Below are 17481 nucleotides of genomic sequence, written 5' to 3' on the forward strand. Positions count from 1 at the left end.
ACACTAGTGTGCAATGCGTGGACACCACACAGTTGTTGAAGGGCGTGCTCGATCTGGCCGTCCTGGCCGTCCTCAAGGAGGAGGACGGTTACGGCTACGACATCCTGCGCCGGCTCCGCGAGGCCGGCCTGGAGGAGATCGGCGACGCCTCGGTCTACGGCACGCTGCGCCGTCTCTTCACGGCCGGCCTGCTCACCACGTACGTCGTGCCGAGCGAGACCGGCCCGCACCGCAAGTACTACTCGCTCAACGCCGCCGGGCGTGACCAACTGACCCGCTCCGGCAAGCTCTGGCGCTCGTTCGCCACCACCATGGACACGCTGCTCGACGATCGGGGGCTGGCGGCATGACCGTCACGGAGCAGGAGATCACCGACTACGTAGCGCGGGTCCGGGCCGCTCTGGCCGATCTTCCGCCGGATCGCCGCACCGAGTTGACCGAGGACCTCGCCGACCATCTCACCGAGGTCGCCGCCGAGGCCGAGGGCACCCTCGTCGAGCGGCTGGGCGAGCCGGAGACGTACGCCGCCGAGCTGCGCGCGGCGGCCGGCGTCGGCGAGGGCGGTGGACGCAACCTCGACCAGCGGGTCGCCACCGCCGTGGTCCGGGTCCGCGGCCGGCTGCGCGCGCTCGACTCCCGGCTCGGCCCACCCCTGGGGTACACGACGGCCAGCGACTTCCTCCGCCTGCTGCGCCCCGGCTGGTGGGTGGTGCGCGGCTATCTGGCGGCCATGCTGCTCACCGTGATCAGCACGGGCGGCAGCTTCGGGGTGCTGCCCCGCTTCGGTGGGGAGTTGCTCGCCGGGCTGATCATGCTGATCGGGTTCGTGCTCGCCTCGATCTGGCTCGGTCGCCGCTCGGCCCAACTCGCTCGCTGGCCGCGCTCGGCGGTGCAGGTCGGCAGCGCGGTGCTGGTCGTCTTCGCGCTCTCCGCCCTCGTGCAGGCGGAGGACCGGATGCGGTACGGCGACTACGGCTACGACCCGACCTCGGTCGACAACCCGTACGACCGGATCCGTGACGTCTTCGTCTACGACAGCGACGGTCGGCTGGTGGAGAAGGCGCGCCTCTTCGACGAGAACGGCAATCCCATCCGACTCGGCTACCCGGACTGTCTCGACCCCGCCGAGGCGTACAACAACCCGCTGTTGCGGCCGTATCCGTACTGCCCCGACCGGGCGCCCTTCGGGCCGCCCCGAGGTCCGGACATGCCCGGGGCGCGAGCGGTGCCGACCAGCACGCCGTCGACAAGCGAATCGCCGACGCCGACGGAGACGCCGACTCCGGCGAGTCCGAGCGCGACGCCGAGTAACGAGCCGACCCCGACCCCGACGAGCTGAGGGGCCGCTGTGAACCACATCATGCACCTGATCCTGGGAAATAGCTGAACGGACGAGGTGAGCGGGACGGCACCGGAAATCAATGATCGTTACGGTGTCGTCTGCTCATTCATCCCTCGGAAGGATCCCCCGTGTCAGAGCAGGTCGCACCGCCCCCCGCGTCCGACGCAGCGCCGGCCCAGCCGGCCGCCGAGACGCCGGCCCAGCCGGCCGCCGAGACGCCGCCGCCGGCCGAGCCGGAGGGCAAGTCCGGTGCAAAGAAGGCGCTCGGCATCATCGGCGCGATCGTCATCTTCCTCGTCATCGCCGGCCTGAAGTTCGGCCTCGGCACGGCCATCGGCAACTTCGTGAACAAGGACGAGACCGCCGACGCGAAGGCCGGCGACTGCATCGCCGAGCTGCCCGAGATCAAGGGGGACAAGGAGGAGAAGGTCGACGGTGCCAAGGTCGTCGAGTGCACCTCCACCGACGCCGCGTACAACGTGGTCGGCCGGATCGACGGGCAGACCGAGACCCAGGCCAAGTCCGAGACCACCTGCAACGAGTTCTTCAAGGAAGGCCAGGAGGGGTACGTCTTCTACAGCATCGAGTCGGGCAAGAAGGGCTACGTGCTCTGCCTGACCAAGAAGGCCTGACAACACGCCTGAAGCACCGATGACGGCGGCGGGGAACATTCCCCGCCGCCGTCGGTGTACCCGCCGTCACCACCCGGCGAACAGGAGGTAAATGCCACTGTTCCGACGTCTTCCCGGCCGGGGTGACGGCGTGGCAGGCTACCGGCACGTAGGACCACTGGGCGACCAGCCAACGATGACTGACCGCTAGGAGGACGGCCGATGGGCGACATGGTGAGCTACCGCAGCAACGGGGGCACGAGCGAGGGGTATCTCGCGATACCCGCGAGCGGCACGGCCAGCCCCGCAGTCATCGTCCTACAGGAGTCGTGGGGCCTGGTTCCGCACATCCGGTCGGTCGCGGACCGGTTCGCCGAGGCCGGCTTCGTCGCCCTCGTCCCGAACTTCCGACACGATGGGGCGACCGGCCAGGCGGCCGAGGCGCAGCACGAGTTGGCGTCGCGGATGGCCGAGGCGGCGAAGGACGTCGCGGACGCCGCCGACTACCTCGCCGGGCGTCGCGAGGTCACCGGCAAGGTCGGCGCGGTCGGATTCGGCGCCGGTGGCAGCCTGGCCCTCAGGTCGGCGACCCGCTCCGAGCGGATCGTGGCCACCGCCGGCTTCTATCCCGCGCTGTCGTGGGAGTCGATGCGTTCCGACTGGGTCGACTACGCCGGCAAAGCGGCCATCATCCACTGCTCCGATGAGGACGGCACCGCCACCGACGAGGGTGTGCAGGCCGTACGCCGGGCCGTCGAGGAGGCCGGCGGCACCTGCCAGGTCTACGACTACCCGGGCACGTCGCACGGGTTCTTCGACGACGACCGGCCGGAGGCGTTCGACCAGCGCGCCGCCTCCAGCGCCTGGGCGCGCACCCTCGAACTCTTCCGGGCCAAACTTGGCTGAGTCCCGTACCCCCGATCAGGTCGTCGCCCGCGCCGCGCGGGCGGCGGACCTGGCCGATCTCGACGCGGCGGTCAGCGACTGTTTCGCCTGCCCCCGGCTGGTCGGGTGGCGGGAGGAGGTGGCCCGCACGCGGCGGGCCGCCTTCCGCGACCAGGAGTACTGGGGTCGGCCGGTGCCTGGATTCGGGCCGAGTGACGCCCGCATCGCCATCCTGGGTCTCGCGCCCGCCGCGCACGGCGGCAACCGCACGGGCCGGATCTTCACCGGCGACCGCTCGGGCGACGTGCTCTTCGCGGCCCTGCACCGGGCCGGACTGGCCAACCAGCCGACCAGCGTCGCCGCCGACGACGGGCTCACCCTGCGGGACACCCGGATCTTCTCGGCCGTCCGCTGCGCGCCGCCGGACAACAAACCGACCCCGGATGAACGGGACACCTGCGCTCCCTGGCTGCACCGCGAGGTCACGCTGATCCGACCCACCCTGCGCGTCGTGGTCGCGCTGGGCGCGTTCGCCTGGGCCGCGTGGTGGCCGGTGCTCCGCCACGTGTACGGGCAGCGCCCGCCCAGCCCGCGACCCGCGTTCGGCCATGGGGCACACTGGTCCGGCGCGGCCGTGCCGGAGTTGCTCGGTTGCTACCACGTCAGCCAACAGAACACCTTCACCGGACGGCTGACACCGGGGATGTTGGACGACGTCTTCGGCCGGGCCAAACAGCTGGCCGAAGTGGACTGAGAACGCGTGGGGTGGTGGCGATGACGATCGGAACACGCCCGCCCGCGCCGTCGCCACCCGCCGAGCCGGGTGTGGTCCGCCCGGTGCTCGGCCTGCTGCGCCGCTGGTGGCCCGTGGGCGCGGTGGCGGCGCTGCTCGCGGCGGCCGCGCTCGCGTCCGCCCACTCGTCGATCGGCGCCAGCCGGATCCCGCCGGCCGCGACGGAATTGCCGTGGGTGCCGGAATATCCGACGGACGTGCCGTCTCCGTCGATCCCCGTCGAACCGAGGGACGCCGGCGAGGCCACCCAGGCGCACATCCCGCAGTGGATCGCCACCGTGGCGGTGGCCCTGCTCGGGCTGGCCATTCTCGCGGTGCTCGGCTACCTCACCTGGATCCTGCTCCGCGGCGCGCTGCGCCGCACCTCGCGGGCACTACCGGCGCAGCGGGCCCGGCGTACGGCCGAGGGCACCGCCCGCGAAGTGGTCGCCGCCCTGGACGCCGGCCTGGTGGAGCTGGACGATCAGTCCACCGATCCGCGGGTCGCGGTCATCGCCTGCTGGGTACGCCTGGAGGAGGCCGCCTCCGCCGCCGGTGTGCCCCGGCATCCCGGCGACACGCCGACCGACCTGGTCACCCGGCTGTTGCGGGGCGACGAGTCGACAGGTGTTCCGGCGATCGTCAGCGCCGACGTGCTGGCCGAGTTCGCGCACGTCTACCGCGAGGCCCGGTACGCGACGCGTGAGGTCCGTGCGGGCACCCGCGACCAGGCCCGCGCCGCGCTGCGACGCCTGCGTGGCGAACTCACCACCGTGACGACGGGCCCACCCGAGGTGCCGGCATGAGCGGCAGCGCCAGCATCGACGACCTGCTCACCTTCGAGGAGGAGCGGCCGAGGCACGACGACCGGAAGTCCGGCGGTCGGGCCGGGCGGGTGTTCCGGGCCCTTCTCGGCAACGCGGCAGTGGTCGCCGTGCTCGTCGTCGGTCTCCGGGCGGTCGGCCTGCAGATCGCACTGGTGATCCTGATCGCGGGGGTGTTCGCGGTGTCCGCCGTACGCCGGGTCGCCGCCGCGCTGGCACCGCCACCCGCCGCGAGGTCCCGCGCCCGGCTCGCCCAGGACGACGACGGCACCTGGAACTGGGGTGCCCGGGACGCGCTGCGCGCCGCGATCAACGGCTGGGAACTGCCGCTGGACTGGTCCACCACACGACCCGAACGCTTCACCGGGGTGATCCTGCCCCGACTCGCGGAACTGACCGACGAGCGGCTTCGCCTGAAGCACGCCGTGACCCGCGAGTCGGATCCGGTCCGCGCCCGCGCCCTGCTGGGCGACCGGCTGTGGACGTTCCTGGAAACCCCGCCCCGACGCCCCCCGTCGCCGCGCGATCTCGCGGTGATCGTCGCCGAACTGGAGAAGATCTGATGAAGGACGTGGACCGGAGCATGCCCGCCGCCGAGGTCGGTCGCCTGGCGCGGGCCGTCCTGGACGCGGTCGGCACCGTCGTCGTCGGCAAGCGCGACGCGTTGGAACTGGTCCTCGCCGGGATCCTGGCCGGTGGGCACGTGCTCCTGGAGGATCTGCCCGGTCTCGGCAAGACGCTGACCGCGCGCTCCTTCGCGCAGGCGCTCGGGCTGGACTTCCGCCGCCTGCAGTTCACCCCCGACCTGCTCCCCGCCGACGTCACCGGCTCCTTCCTCTACGACCAGCGCAACGGCGACTTCACCTTCCGGGCCGGGCCGGTCTTCACCAACCTGCTCCTCGCCGACGAGATCAACCGGACGCCACCGAAGACCCAGTCCGCGCTGCTCGAGGCCATGCAGGAGAAGCAGGTCTCGGTCGAGGGCGTCACGTACAAGTTGGACGAGCCGTTCCACGTGCTGGCGACCGCCAACCCCATCGAGTACGAGGGCACCTATCCGCTGCCCGAGGCGCAGCTCGACCGGTTCCTGCTGCGGGTCTCCTTCGGCTACCCGCAGCACGAGGAGGAGTGGGAGGTGTTGCGCCGTCGGATGGGCCGCCGCCGCGAGGAGGCGGACATCAAACCGGTGGTGGACGCCGCCACCCTGCGGGCCATGCAGGCCGCCCTGGAGGACGTGGTGGTGGAGGACTCGATCGGGCGGTACATCGTGGCGCTCACGGCGGCCACCCGGGAACACCCGTCGGTGCTGGTCGGCGCCTCGCCGCGGGGCTCGTTGGCGTTGCTGCTGCTGTCCCGGGTACGCGCGGTGTTCGACGGCCGGGACTACGTGGTGCCGGAGGACGTCAAGGCCGTCGCCGCGCCCGCGCTGGCCCACCGGATCACCCTGCGCCCCGAGATGTGGCTGCGCCGCGTCGACCCGGCGTTCGTGGTCGGTGAGGTGTTGGAGGGGACGCCGGCTCCGGCCAGCGGTGCCCTGCCCAGCTACGCGGCCGGCGGGCCCCGGCACTGATGACCGGTCCGACCGCGTCCGCGCCGCGAGCTACCGAGCCGGAGTCGAGCGCCAGCTGGGCACCCACTCCCGCGCTCGGTCGCGCCGTGCTGCTCGCCGGCCTGTTGCTGGTGGCGGGGGTACTGCTGGGGCGGGTCGACCTCGTCGTGCTGGCGGCGCCGTTCGCGCTGGGCACCGCGTACGCGCTGCGTCGCCGGCCCACCGCGCTGCCGCAGGTCTGGATCACCAGTGCCGAGGACGGGCCGCTGGTCGAGGGCGGCGAGGTGTCGGCGGCGGTGAGTGTCGGCAACCCCGACACGGTCGACTACGACCTGGTGGTGGTGCGGTCGCGGGTCTCGCCGTGGCTGCGAATCGCCCGTGCCGGTTTCGCCGGTGTCGAACCCGCGGTCGCGCCGCCGGCCACCGCCGCCTCGCCCGCCTCCGGCCGGGGACGTTCGGCCGCCGACCGGCCGTTCGTGACGTCGGTGCCCAGTGGCGCGGCGGTGGACCTGGAACTGGCCGGGCGGGCTCTGCGGTGGGGTCGGCACCCCGTCGGCCCGGCCGGGGCGCGGGTGGCGGCGGCGGGTGGCCTGCTGGTGTCCCGGGCGGTGATCACCGAACCGGTCGGGGTGCGGGTCTACCCGCGCACCGAGCCGTTCGAGGCGGTGGAGGCCATGCCCCGCGCCGCCGGTCTGGTGGGCGCGCACCACTCCCGCCGTCCCGGGGAGGGCGGTGAGCTGGCCGGAGTGCGGGTCTTCGCCCCGGGCGACCGGCTCCGCCGCGTCGACTGGCGGGTGTCGCTGCGCGCCCGGCAGTTGCACGTGGCGGCGACGCTGTCCGACCGCGACGCCGAGGTGGTGGTGCTGCTCGACGTGCTCGCCGAGGCGGGCCGTTCCGGCGGTGTGGACGGTGCCGCGTCCGTACTGGACACCACCGTGCGGGCCACCGCCGCGATCGCCGAGCACTACCTGCACCGGGGTGACCGGGTGTCGCTGCTGGAGTACGGGCCGGGCGCCCGCCGACTGCGCCCCGCCGCCGGCCGCCGGCAGTACCTGACGGTGTTGGAATGGCTGCTCGACGTACGCGCCGAGGCGGCCCAGCACGAGCCGTACGACCAGGTCTTCGGCCCGCAGTTGCTCTCCTCGGACGCGTTGGTGGTGGTCCTCACCCCGCTGCTCGACGAGCGGTCGGCGCAGATGCTGGCACGGCTGGCGCGCGCCGGCCGGTTCGTGGTGGCGGTCGACACGTTGCCGGCCGACCTGAATCCACCGAAGGACCGGGGGTGGGCCGAGGTGGCGTACCGCCTGTGGCGACTGGACCGGGAGACGATGATCGGGCAGCTCCGGGAGCACGGTGTACCGGTGGTGCGCTGGGCCGGCGCGGGCAGCCTGGACCAGGTGCTGCGGGACGTGGCCCGGCTGGCGACGGCCCCCAGGGTCGGTTCCCGATGAACGCCATCACCGAGCGGGTTCGGGCCGCTCAGGACGCCGTGACCCGGATCAGTGCCGTACCCCTGCTGGTGCGGGTCGCCATCTTCGTCACGACGCTGGTCGGCTTCGCGGTGGCGTTTCCCGCCGAGGTGTTGACCGGTCGGCCGCTGCTGTTCCTGGCGGTGGCCGCGCTGCTGCCGGCGGTGGGCCCGCGCCGGGTGTTGCCGACGTTCGCGGCGCTGGTGATGGCGGGTGGCTGGCTGCTCGCCACCGACGGGTACGGCCGGCCGGTGGCGTTGTGGCGGCTGCTCGCCGTGGCCGCGCTGCTGTACCTGGGGCACTCCCTGTGCGCGCTGGCGGCGCTGCTGCCGTACGACGGGGTGGTGGACCCGGGACTGATCACCCGGTGGCTGTCGCGGGTGGCCGCGGTGCTGTTGGGTACGGCCGTGCTGGGGGTGCTGCTGTTGCAGGTGGCGGGCCTGGGTGGCGAGACCGGTCACCAGTGGGTCACCGTGCTCGGGTTGCTGGTGGCGGTGGGTGTCGCGGCGTTGCTGGGTTGGCTGCTGCGGCGTAGGTGAACCCGTGGTGCGGCAGGGTTACGCAGGTCACAGGGGTTGTGTTCCGTCACAGATGGGGGGCGCGAGCGGGATTACCTGAGCCGGGCGGGGAAAGATAGACGACGTGAATCCGAAGCGGATCCTTGTGGTGGGTGCCGGGCACGTCGGTCTCTACGCCGCCCTGCGCCTGTCGAAGAAGCTCAGCTCCCGTGAGGCTGAGGTCATCGTCGTGGACCCCCAGCCCCACATGACCTACCAGCCGTTCCTCCCCGAGGCCGCGGCGGGGAACATCTCCCCCCGGCACTCCGTGGTGCCACTGCGCCGGGAACTGCGCCGGTGCACGGTGGTGGCGGGAACTGTCACGCGCGTCGAGCACGACCGCAAGGTGGCGACCGTGCAGCCGATCGTCGGCCCGGCCCGGGAGATCGCGTACGACCACGTGATCGTGGCCCCGGGGTCGGTGTCCCGGACGCTGCCGATTCCGGGCCTGCACGAACAGGGCATCGGGTTCAAGACCATCGGCGAGGCGATCTACCTCCGCAACCACGTGCTGGACCGGCTGGACATCGCGGCCGCGACCCCGGACCCGGAGGTCCGCCGTTCGGCGTTGACGTTCACGTTCGTCGGCGGTGGGTACGCCGGCATCGAGGCGCTCGCCGAGATGGAGGACATGGCCCGGGACGCCCTGCGCTACTACCCGGAGCTGAAGCCGGAGGACATGCGCTGGGTGCTCGTCGAGGCGACCCAGCGGGTGCTGCCCGAGGTCGACCGGGACATGGGCGCCTACACGGTGCAGCAGCTCACGAAGCGCAACATGGACATCCGGCTGGACACCCGCCTGGAGTCCTGTGTCGACGGGGTGGTGAAGCTCTCCGACGGGGACAGCTTCCGGTCCGACACGATCGTGTGGACGGCGGGTGTGAAGCCGTCGCCGATGCTGGACGCGACGGACTTCCCGCGCGACGACCGTCGCCGGGTCACCTGCATCCCCACCCTCCAGGTGGTCGACGGTGACCGGGTGATCGAGGGCGCGTGGAGCGCGGGCGACTGCGCCGCCGTACCGGACCTGACCAAGGAGCCGGGCAACTTCTGCTCGCCGAGCGCGCAGCACGCGGTGCGTCAGGCGGCGCGGATGGCCGACAACATCGTCGCGGTGATCCGGGGTCGTGAGCCGGTCGACTACAAGCACAAGCACGCCGGCAGCGTGGCCAGCCTCGGCCTGCACAAGGGCGTCGCCCAGGTGTACGGCATCAAGATGACGGGTTGGCCGGCCTGGTTCATGCACCGGACGTACCACATGAGCCGGATCCCCTCGTTCAACCGCAAGGTCCGGGTCGTGGTGGACTGGTCGCTGGCGTTCTTCCTCAAGCGTGAGGTGGTCGCGCTGGGTCAGTTGCACGACCCGCGTGAGGAGTTCGTCGAGGCGTCCCAGCCCGTCGGCGCCCCGCGCGTCTGACGAACTCGTCACGAAAGGGCCCCTCCCGGGAAGGAGAGGCCCTTTCGTGCTGTCCGGGTGGGTGTCAGACCTTCCAGGTCCACGCGTCGGCGATCCTGGTCGCCGGGCCGTAGAGCTGCTCCAGGGTGGTCTTCAGGGTCGCCGCGTGCGGGGCGTCGTCGGTCACTGCCACGCAGGACGCGCCCCAGAAGTCCGCGTCCTTCGCGGCCTGCCGGCGCTGCTCGTCACCGATGGCCGGTTGGTCGCCGCGGCGGGCGACGTCGGCCAGCAGGGCCGAGGTGGGTTGCTTGAAGGTGCCCATGGCGGCGGTGCCGCCGCGCCCGTAGGGGCCGATGAAGAACCCCTCGGGCAGGCCGAAGCCGGCGTCGGCGGCGGCCGCCCAGCGCATCGGCCACGGCTCCTTGGGAGTGGGGAGCGGCACCGGCACCAGCACCCCACCGGGTTCGACGCATTGCCGCCAGTGCCCGCCGGCGATGAACTCCGGCAGGGTGGGCCGCCCGGCGGTCGGCAGCGGGGTCGGGAAGATCGGCAGCAGAGCCGCGACGACGGCCAGCGGCACCAGTCGACGTGCCCGCCCGGTGCTGCCCAGTGCCCGGTCGACGGCGAGGGCCAGCACCGTCGCGACGATCGGGAGCAGTGCCAGCCCGAACCGCATCGGTAGCGCGCCGTCCACCACCGGCAGGCCGGCCAGCAGGGCGTACGGGCCGGGCAGCGCGGTGCGGGTGCCGCCGAGCACCACCTCCGGGCCGAGCGAGAGGGCGCCCATCACGAGGGCCCCCACCACGCACGCCAGGACCAGCCGGCGTCGCCCGGCCCAGATCGCGCAGGCGGCGGTGACCAGCAGCAGCGGCCAGCCGAGGAAGGTGTTGTACTCGGCCGGGCCGGTGGTGAGCCGGGACGCCTCTTCGCTGCCGGCCACCGACAGCGGGGAGACCGCCCACCAGCTGCTCAGGTCGGCCGAGAAGTAGGCCGGGCTGAACATCCCGTCGGCGACACCCTGCGGTCCGGCGAACTGGAACCAGAGCGGGTAGCCGAGCACCAGCATCGCCAGACCGGCGGCGATGGCCAGTCCGCCAGCGAACCCGGGCAGCGCCCTCCGGGTGAGGTTCCGGTCCGCGAAGGCGTAGGCGACCGCCATCACCAGCAGCGTGACGGCGCTGAGGAAAAGCACCTCCTCGCCGATGAAGACCTGTGCGGTCACGGCGGCGGCCAGCCCGGCCGCGGAGCTGATCATCCGCCGTCGGTCCGGGCCGGCGGGCTGGCCGCGTCCCTCGCCGGGGTCGGACGCCCGCAGCAGCCGTACCACCAGCCAGACGATCACCGGCACCAGCCACTGTGCCGTCATGTGCAGGTGGCTGTTGGTCTGCGAGACCATGCCGGGGCCGAAGCCGCACAGGCCGCCGCCGAGCGCGGCGGCGAGCCGGCGGACGCGCATCGTCCGGTGGAACAGCAGGTACCAGGCGAGGGCGGTGCCGGCCAGGTTGGCGGCGGCGAGCAGCGCGAAGGAGGTGGGCGCACCGAACAGCAGGGTGACCGGCGCGCAGAGCACCCCGAGCGCGATGATCGTGGTGTTGGCCATCAGGTTGACGCCGTCCGGGGCGTTGAGCCGGTCGGTGAGCAGGTGGAAGTCACCGAGCAGCGCTCGTGCGTCGACCGCCAGGAACCATTCGTAGAGCGTCTGGTCCTCGGGGTTGAGCGCCAACGTGCGCCCACCCGGGTCGGGCCACAGCCCGTGGGTCAGCCAGCCGGCCAGTGCCACCCACACGAGGGCGACCAGAAGATCCGTCCGGTGGCGGCGGACGGCGGCGCGCAGCCGTACCGCCCGGCTCGCGCGCTCGACCGGATCGGCGAGGCGGACCGCCTGGTCAGGGGCGGTGTCGGGGGCCGTGCGGGCTGCGCTGCTCACGGCATCGACCCTAATGTGGCCAAGCTGGCGGGGTACGCCGGGTCGCCGCCGACCGGCTACGGTGACACTGCACCGTGCGTGTCGACACGCGGTGCCACCCGCCCGGGTGGTGGAACGGCAGACACGGCCGCCTTAAAAGCGGCTGCCGAAAGGCGTGCGGGTTCGACCCCCGCCCCGGGCACCATCCGCCACGGCCGCGTTCCCATTCGTGATCACCAGGAGTGGGTCGGGCAGTTTACTCTTGGTGGGCACGTTCACGTGCAAACGACCCCCTGAGGGAGGCCAGACAGTGAAGACCTCGAACCCGGTGCTCGCCCGGCTCGGCCAGGCGGCCGAGCGGGAGCGCTCCGCCGGGTACGCACCGACCGGGCCGTACGGACAGCCCGGCATTCCGCAGCAGTACCCGTCCCAGGCCGGCTACCCGGCCGCACCGCCCACCGTGGCGCCCATGACCGTGGACGACGTGGTCGTCAAGACGGTCGCCCTGCTCGGCATCCTCGGCGTCACCGCCGCAGCCGCCTGGGTCCTCGTGCCCGACGCGCTGACCGGCGCTGCCTGGATCGGTGCGGCGGTGGTCGGCCTGGTCCTCGGCATGATCATCTCGTTCTCCCGGATGGCCAACCCGGCGCTCGTCATCGCGTACGCGGTCGTCGAGGGTGTCTTCGTCGGCATGGTCAGCAAGGCGTTCGAGACGCGCTACGACGGCATCGTGCTCCAGGCCGCCGTGGCGAGCTTCGGCATCTTCTTCGTGATGACGATGGTCTACAAGGCGAAGATCATCCGGGCCACCCCGATGTTCGTGAAGGTCGTCTCGACGGCCATCATCGGCCTCGCCGCGGTCATGCTGATCAACCTGGTGCTGGCGCTGTTCGGCGTCAACACCGGGCTGCGCGACGGGAGCAAGCTGGCCATCGGCTTCAGCCTCGTCTGCATCGTCATCGCGTCGCTGAGCTTCGTGCTCAGCTTCAAGGAGATCGAGGACGGCGTCCGGATGGGCCTGCCCCAGCGCTACTCCTGGGTGGCCGCGTTCGGCATCCTGGTCAGCCTGGTCTGGCTCTACATCGAGATCCTGCGCCTGCTGAGCTACTTCCAGGGTGACGACTGACCTCGTCCGCACCCGCTGACCGGCGCCCGCTCCCACCTGCCGTGGGGGCGGGCGCCGTCGTCCGCGCCGTTTCGCCGCCGCCGCCGGGCCGTCCGGGGCAGAGTGAATCTCCTGGGGTACGGGCGAAGGAGGCGATGGTGCGCAGCAACAACCCGGTGCTCAACCGGCTGGACGAGACCGGCCGGTTGGAGTCCCGGGTGGTCAGTTCCCGCGACGTCGAGCCGATGACGGTCGACGACGTCGTGGTGCGTACCGTCGGATTGCTCCTGCTCACCGGGGTGACCGCCGCCATGTCCTGGGCGGTGGTGCCGGACGCGGTATGGCTGGGCGCGGCCCTGGCCGGCACCGCTCTGGCCTCGATCGTGCTGGTCCTGGTCGTCTCGCTGCGGGCGATCACCAATCCGGTGCCGATCGTCGGCTACGCGCTGCTCCAGGGGCTGCTGCTCGGGGTGGCGAGCCGGACCTTCGAGCAGGTCTACCCGGGGATCGTGGTGCAGGCGGTGGCCGGCACCTTCGGTGTCTTCCTCGGCATGGCCGCGCTGTACCGGGCCCGGGTGATCCGCGCGACGCCCCGACTGGCCCGGCTGGTGATCGGCACGCTCCTCGGCATCGCCGTGCTGAGCGTGGTCAACCTCGTGTCGTACCTGATCTCCGGTCGTCCGGGGCTGGCGGTCTACAGCGCCAGCGGACAGGTCGGCTGGCTGCCGTACGCCTTCTCGGTGGTGGCGATCATCGCGGGCGCGTTCAGCTTCATCCTCGACTTCGACCTGGTCGAGCGTTCGGTGCGCGACGGTCGACCCCGCCGGTACGCGTGGCTGAGCGCGTTCGGTCTGCTGACCGGTCTGGTGTTCCTCTACTGGCAGTTGCTGCGGTTGCTCAGCTACCTGCGCCGCTGACCGGCGTCACGTCGGCCGTAGACTCGGCGCGGTGAGCGTAGCGGAGTTGGAGCAGGCCGTGCGGTTGCTGGTCGGCCAGGTCGGGCACTGGGAACAGCCGCGCTGGGCCGCGACCGCGACCACCGGCAACGTCTCCCGCGCCGACCTGGTGCACCGGCTGGTGCAGGAGGTCGCCAACCTCGCGGCCGACGCCGAGGGGCAACCACGTCGCACCGTGCCCCGGCTCGACAACGACCTGGCCCTGCCCGACCAACTGCGGGTGGTGACCGCCGACCTACTCGCCGCCGGGGCCGACGCCGACGTGCTGGCGCGGGCCGCCGCCGAGGTGACGGCGACCCGCAACGCGCTCTGAGTCGCCGGGCGGCCCCTGCGATCGGAGCCGCGGTGCGGGCCGGTGTCGTCGCGCGCCCGGCGCGCTCGGACCGTCAGTTGAGCCGCTCGAGCACCATCGCCATGCCCTGGCCGCCACCGACGCACATGGTCTCCAGACCGATCGTCTTGTCGTGCCACTCGAGGGCGTTGAGCAGGGTGCCGGTGATCCGGGCACCGGTCATGCCGAACGGGTGCCCGACGGCGATGGCACCACCCATCACGTTCAGCTTCTCCTCCGGGATGCCCAACTGGCGGTAGGAGGGGATGACCTGGGCGGCGAACGCCTCGTTGATCTCGACCAGGTCGACGTCGTCGATGGTCATGCCCGCCCGACGCAGCGCCTGCCGGGACGCCTCCACCGGCCCGAGGCCCATGATCTCCGGCGACAGCGCGGTGACGCCGGTGGAGACGATCCGGGCCAGCGGGGTCACGCCCAGCTCCTCGGCCCGCTGGGCGCTCATCACCACCACGGCGGCAGCCCCGTCGTTGAGGGGACAGCAGTTACCCGCGGTGATCCGACCGTCCGGGCGGAACACCGGCTTCAGCCCGGCGACCGCGTCGAGGGTGACGCCGGGTCGGGGACCATCGTCGGCGCTCACCACCGTGCCGTCCGGGGTGGTGACCGGGATGATCTCCCGGGCCCAGAAGCCGTCGGCGATCCCCTTCTCGGCGAGGTTCTGGCTGCGTACGCCGAACTCGTCCATGTCGGCGCGGGTCACGTCGTACACCTGGGCCAGGTTCTCCGCGGTCTGCCCCATGGTCAGGTAGATGTCCGGCAGGTCGCCGCTGTCGCGCGGGTCGGTCCACACCTCGGCGCCGCCCTGGGCGCGGCGCTTCGAACGCTCGGCGGCGGCCGCGAAGCGTGGGTTCTCCCAGCCGCCGCCGACCAGCGCCTGCGCCTCCGGAGGCAGCCCGTCGGAGCTGCCCCGGGCGTACCGCGAGACCATCTCGACCCCGGCGGAGACGAACACGTCGCCCTCCCCGGCACGGATCGCGTGCAGGGCCATCCGGGTGGTCTGCAACGACGAGGCGCAGTAGCGGGTCAGCGTCGCGCCGGGCACGGTGTCCAGGCCGAGCAGGGTGGCCACCACCCGGGCCATGTTGAAGCCCTGTTCACCGCCGGGCAGACCGCACCCGAGGTAGATGTCGTCGATGGTGTTCGCGTCGAGCTGGGGGACCTTGTCCAGGGCGGCCCGGACGATGGTCGCGGCGAGGTCGTCGGAGCGGACATCGCGCAGGGACCCCTTGTGCGCCCGCCCAATGGGGGAGCGGGCGGTAGCGACGATGACGGCGTCGCGGGACGACTCAATCGGCATGGGCCAACGTTAACCCGCCGGTAACATGGCGCGGAAGAAGCGGGCGCGGCGGGAAATGTCACCCTCGCCGGGCGGGCGTCACCGTCGGGAGGCGACCGCTGCGGCGGCCACCACGGCCGGTAGCAGGGCGTGCGCCCACACCCGGTAGCCGTCGGCCGACGGGTGGAAGCCGTCGTGGCACAGCGTGCCCGCGTCGGCCCGGAACACCGGACCGGTCTCGGTGGCCAGGTCGACCACCGTCCCGCCCGCCTCCAGCACGGCCGTGGTCTGCGCGCGGGCCATCCGCCGACCGGACCAACCGACGAGTTGCCGCAGCGGCGGCGCGATGGCACGTACGGCCCCGAGGTCGGGGCAGGTGCCCACCACCACCTCGACCCGTGCCTCCCGGAGGCGGTGCACCGCCGCCCCAAGGTAGGCGGACGCTTCGCCGGGCCGGCGCAGCCCGGTGGCGTCGTTCGCGCCGATCAGGATCAGCGCCACGTCGGGCCGCTCGCCGAGCAGGGCACGGGCGACCTGGGTGGCCAGGTCGGTGGAGCGGGAGCCCGAGACACCGACGCTGGACAGGTGCACCCGGCGACCGGACGGCCCCTCCGCGAGCAGGTTGGCCAACTGCCCGCCGATGGTGTCGTCGAGGCGGTCGACGCCGACACCCAGCGCCGACGAGTCACCGAGCAGCACCAGGCGCAGCGGCGCGGCCTCGGCCCGGCCGATGGTGGCGCGCAGCGCCAACCCCAGCTCCGGCTGGGCGTAGCGCCGGTGCCGCGCGACGAACGCCTCGCCGGCCAGGACTGCGGCGCCGCCCACCGTGCCGGCGAGCAGCGAGAGCGCCGCCGCCCGACCCAGCCGGCCGGGGAAGCCGGCGGTCACGTCCCGCTCGCTGCGCTCGTTCATGCCAGTCCCTCCACTGTCGAGGTGTCCGCGGAGCCCGCCTGCGGCGCCGCCTGCACACCGAAGAACGCCCGGCGGCGCAGCTGCGCCCACCGGCCGGCCGGCCCTCGGTCGCGGCCCCGGACCTGGGTGCCGCTGACCTCCGTGCCGGCGTGCCGGGCCGCCTCCTGCGCGGCCTCTGGCAGCGACCGTACGCCCTCGCCCCGTGCCGGTGTGACCCGTCGTTCCTGCCCCGCACCGAGCGCGGACAACATCGTCGGCAGCAGGGCGGCGGCGGCCATGGCGTACCCCTCGGCGGAGGGGTGGAACCGGTCCCAGGCGAACATCCGCAGCGGCTCGGCCGCGAACCGCGGGCCGAGCAGGTCGCCGAGGGACACCGTCCAACCGCCCGCCTCGACCACGGCCACCGTCTGCGCGGCGGCGAGCTGGCGACTCCACCGGTGCGCCAGCCAGCGCAGCGGCGGCTGGATCGGCCGGATCGCGCCGAGGTCGGGGCAGGTGCCGACGACCACCTCGCAGCCGGCGTCGCGCAGCGAACGGACCGCCTCGACCAGGTAACGCACGGCCAGGCCACGCGGAGTGCGGTTGGTGATGTCGTTGCCGCCGATGAGGATCACCGCGATGTCCGGGGAGCACTCGAGCGCCGCCTCCACCTGGTGTCGTAGGGCCGCGGAGATCGCCCCGACCACCGCGAACCGGCGCAGCAGCACCGGCCGGTGCAGCCGCCGGGACAATCCGGTGGCGAGCAGCGCTCCCGGGGTCTCGCGGCGGCGGTGCACCCCGTAGCCGGCCGCCGACGAGTCACCGAGCACGACCATGGTGAGCGGGGGGCCGGGGAACTTCGCGCCGTACATCCCGTCGCAGCGCGGCGGGGGCGCCTCGGCCATCGGAATGGTGCGGCGGGCCTGGCGGGCCTGGCCGAGCAGCACACCGCCGGTCGCCATCGCGGCCGCCGCGGTGGCGCCCGTGCCGATCGCCGCCAGTCGGGCGATCCGCCAGGCCTGCCGCCAGCGCGGACCAACGGGTACGACAGAACCAGCCACCCCCATACGGCGACATTATCGCGCCGGCCCGACACACCGCTGTCGTCGTCACGGCATCACGGGTGCCTGGAAACCGACGAGACGGGGTACCTGTCCGGTGGAGGCCGGCCGACTTGCGCCGACCCGCCACGCTGATCCGGCGGAGAGGAGCGAGACGATGGGGAAGACACTGAAGCGCAGCGCGGCGTTCGCGGCCCTGGCGCGGGCACTGGCGGCAGGGGCGCGCGGCGGGCCGTCGCTGGGCGCCCGGCTGGCGGCACTGCCCCGGATGATCCGTGCCACCGCCAAGGGGGAGTACGACGGGGGACTCCGACTGGCCCTGATGACGGCGGCCACGGCGTACATCGTCTCGCCCATCGACCTGCTGCCGGAGATCCCGTTGGCGATCTTCGGGCTGGCCGACGACGCGGTCATGGTCACCTGGCTGGCGGGCAGCGTGCTCTCCGAGACCGACCGCTTCCTGGAGTGGGAGGCCCGGCGCAGCTCGGTCATCCCCGGGGGTCTGGTGCACTGACGGCACGTACGCTGG

19 protein-coding genes and 1 tRNA gene are annotated in these 17481 nt (G+C 72.7%); 16 read left to right on the plus strand and 4 right to left on the minus strand.

What is annotated here, in order from left to right; translation table 11 throughout:
• The first annotated feature begins 17 nt into the window (after positions 1-17).
• From ACN269_RS24205 to ACN269_RS24255, 11 genes are all read left to right on the plus strand, one after another.
• Positions 18-350: a PadR family transcriptional regulator gene (locus ACN269_RS24205; RefSeq protein WP_421474569.1), complete on the plus strand. Its 333-nt coding sequence runs from the start codon at positions 18-20 to the stop codon at positions 348-350.
• Positions 347-1339, plus strand: coding sequence for an HAAS signaling domain-containing protein (locus tag ACN269_RS24210; RefSeq protein WP_421474570.1), 993 nt, complete (start codon positions 347-349; stop codon positions 1337-1339). The genes ACN269_RS24205 and ACN269_RS24210 overlap by 4 nt, the downstream gene beginning before the upstream one ends.
• Before the next feature lie 131 nt (positions 1340-1470).
• Positions 1471-1974, plus strand: coding sequence for an LppU/SCO3897 family protein (locus tag ACN269_RS24215; protein WP_421474571.1), 504 nt, complete (start codon positions 1471-1473; stop codon positions 1972-1974).
• 201 nt (positions 1975-2175) lie between these two features.
• Complete coding sequence (locus tag ACN269_RS24220; RefSeq protein ID WP_421474572.1) at positions 2176-2859, plus strand: dienelactone hydrolase family protein; 684 nt, start codon at positions 2176-2178, stop codon at positions 2857-2859.
• A complete protein-coding gene (locus ACN269_RS24225; RefSeq protein ID WP_421474573.1) occupies positions 2852-3592 on the plus strand; it encodes a uracil-DNA glycosylase in 741 nt (246 codons plus the stop codon). The genes ACN269_RS24220 and ACN269_RS24225 overlap by 8 nt, the downstream gene beginning before the upstream one ends.
• A 20-nt stretch (positions 3593-3612) precedes the next feature.
• Positions 3613-4416 (plus strand): DUF4129 domain-containing protein, encoded by an 804-nt coding sequence (locus tag ACN269_RS24230; RefSeq protein WP_421474574.1) that lies wholly within the window; start codon positions 3613-3615, stop codon positions 4414-4416.
• Positions 4413-4997 carry a hypothetical protein gene (locus ACN269_RS24235; protein ID WP_421474575.1) on the plus strand — a complete coding sequence of 195 codons (585 nt, stop codon included), beginning with the start codon at positions 4413-4415 and terminating at the stop codon, positions 4995-4997. The genes ACN269_RS24230 and ACN269_RS24235 overlap by 4 nt, the downstream gene beginning before the upstream one ends.
• Positions 4997-6004 (plus strand): AAA family ATPase, encoded by a 1008-nt coding sequence (locus ACN269_RS24240; RefSeq protein ID WP_421474576.1) that lies wholly within the window; start codon positions 4997-4999, stop codon positions 6002-6004. The genes ACN269_RS24235 and ACN269_RS24240 overlap by 1 nt, the downstream gene beginning before the upstream one ends.
• Positions 6004-7434, plus strand: coding sequence for a DUF58 domain-containing protein (locus ACN269_RS24245; RefSeq protein ID WP_421474577.1), 1431 nt, complete (start codon positions 6004-6006; stop codon positions 7432-7434). Before ACN269_RS24240 ends, ACN269_RS24245 begins: the two co-directional genes overlap by 1 nt.
• Positions 7431-7991 (plus strand): hypothetical protein, encoded by a 561-nt coding sequence (locus ACN269_RS24250; protein ID WP_421474578.1) that lies wholly within the window; start codon positions 7431-7433, stop codon positions 7989-7991. The genes ACN269_RS24245 and ACN269_RS24250 overlap by 4 nt, the downstream gene beginning before the upstream one ends.
• 103 nt (positions 7992-8094) lie before the next feature.
• Entirely contained in the window at positions 8095-9426 is a 1332-nt protein-coding gene (locus ACN269_RS24255) for an NAD(P)/FAD-dependent oxidoreductase (RefSeq protein ID WP_421474579.1), read from the plus strand.
• Positions 9427-9490: 64 nt separating this feature from the next.
• Here the strand turns inward: ACN269_RS24255 and ACN269_RS24260 are convergent, their stop codons facing one another.
• Positions 9491-11332, minus strand: coding sequence for a hypothetical protein (locus ACN269_RS24260; RefSeq protein WP_421474580.1), 1842 nt, complete (start codon positions 11330-11332; stop codon positions 9491-9493).
• 100 nt (positions 11333-11432) lie between these two features.
• Between ACN269_RS24260 and ACN269_RS24265 the strand changes: the two genes are divergently transcribed.
• From ACN269_RS24265 to ACN269_RS24280, 4 genes are all read left to right on the plus strand, one after another.
• Positions 11433-11516, plus strand: a tRNA-Leu gene (locus tag ACN269_RS24265).
• Positions 11517-11621: 105 nt separating this feature from the next.
• Positions 11622-12437 carry a Bax inhibitor-1/YccA family protein gene (locus ACN269_RS24270; RefSeq protein ID WP_421474581.1) on the plus strand — a complete coding sequence of 272 codons (816 nt, stop codon included), beginning with the start codon at positions 11622-11624 and terminating at the stop codon, positions 12435-12437.
• Between the two features lie 134 nt (positions 12438-12571).
• A complete protein-coding gene (locus tag ACN269_RS24275; RefSeq protein WP_421474582.1) occupies positions 12572-13333 on the plus strand; it encodes a Bax inhibitor-1/YccA family protein in 762 nt (253 codons plus the stop codon).
• A 31-nt stretch (positions 13334-13364) separates the two neighbouring features.
• Positions 13365-13685, plus strand: a complete 321-nt coding sequence (locus tag ACN269_RS24280) for a hypothetical protein (protein WP_421474583.1) — start codon at positions 13365-13367, stop codon at positions 13683-13685.
• 73 nt (positions 13686-13758) lie between these two features.
• Here the strand turns inward: ACN269_RS24280 and ACN269_RS24285 are convergent, their stop codons facing one another.
• The 3 genes from ACN269_RS24285 to ACN269_RS24295 all read right to left on the minus strand — a co-directional run bounded on the left by ACN269_RS24285 (position 13759) and on the right by ACN269_RS24295 (position 16958).
• The gene (locus ACN269_RS24285; protein ID WP_421474584.1) at positions 13759-15021 is read right to left on the minus strand and encodes an acetyl-CoA C-acetyltransferase; all 1263 of its coding nucleotides are present in this window, start codon (positions 15019-15021) and stop codon (positions 13759-13761) included.
• Between the two features lie 78 nt (positions 15022-15099).
• Positions 15100-15888: an SGNH/GDSL hydrolase family protein gene (locus ACN269_RS24290; protein ID WP_421476535.1), complete on the minus strand. Its 789-nt coding sequence runs from the start codon at positions 15886-15888 to the stop codon at positions 15100-15102.
• A gap of 20 nt (positions 15889-15908) precedes the next feature.
• Positions 15909-16958, minus strand: coding sequence for an SGNH/GDSL hydrolase family protein (locus ACN269_RS24295; RefSeq protein ID WP_421474585.1), 1050 nt, complete (start codon positions 16956-16958; stop codon positions 15909-15911).
• A gap of 151 nt (positions 16959-17109) precedes the next feature.
• Between ACN269_RS24295 and ACN269_RS24300 the strand changes: the two genes are divergently transcribed.
• Positions 17110-17466 (plus strand): YkvA family protein, encoded by a 357-nt coding sequence (locus ACN269_RS24300; RefSeq protein ID WP_421474586.1) that lies wholly within the window; start codon positions 17110-17112, stop codon positions 17464-17466.
• Positions 17467-17481 lie beyond the last annotated feature (15 nt).

The sequence above is a fragment of the Micromonospora sp. WMMD736 genome (assembly GCF_049179015.1).
Taxonomy (GTDB): domain Bacteria; phylum Actinomycetota; class Actinomycetes; order Mycobacteriales; family Micromonosporaceae; genus Micromonospora.

Coding starts and splice junctions, on each gene's coding strand:
- ACN269_RS24210 (WP_421474570.1), top strand. CDS start 347: ATGACCGTCACGGAGCAGGAGATCACCGACTACGTAGCGCGGGTCCGG.
- ACN269_RS24245 (WP_421474577.1), top strand. CDS start 6,004: ATGACCGGTCCGACCGCGTCCGCGCCGCGAGCTACCGAGCCGGAGTCG.
- ACN269_RS24295 (WP_421474585.1), bottom strand. CDS start 16,958: ATGGGGGTGGCTGGTTCTGTCGTACCCGTTGGTCCGCGCTGGCGGCAG.
- ACN269_RS24285 (WP_421474584.1), bottom strand. CDS start 15,021: ATGCCGATTGAGTCGTCCCGCGACGCCGTCATCGTCGCTACCGCCCGC.
- ACN269_RS24275 (WP_421474582.1), top strand. CDS start 12,572: ATGGTGCGCAGCAACAACCCGGTGCTCAACCGGCTGGACGAGACCGGC.
- ACN269_RS24300 (WP_421474586.1), top strand. CDS start 17,110: ATGGGGAAGACACTGAAGCGCAGCGCGGCGTTCGCGGCCCTGGCGCGG.
- ACN269_RS24230 (WP_421474574.1), top strand. CDS start 3,613: ATGACGATCGGAACACGCCCGCCCGCGCCGTCGCCACCCGCCGAGCCG.
- ACN269_RS24240 (WP_421474576.1), top strand. CDS start 4,997: ATGAAGGACGTGGACCGGAGCATGCCCGCCGCCGAGGTCGGTCGCCTG.
- ACN269_RS24235 (WP_421474575.1), top strand. CDS start 4,413: ATGAGCGGCAGCGCCAGCATCGACGACCTGCTCACCTTCGAGGAGGAG.
- ACN269_RS24250 (WP_421474578.1), top strand. CDS start 7,431: ATGAACGCCATCACCGAGCGGGTTCGGGCCGCTCAGGACGCCGTGACC.
- ACN269_RS24220 (WP_421474572.1), top strand. CDS start 2,176: ATGGGCGACATGGTGAGCTACCGCAGCAACGGGGGCACGAGCGAGGGG.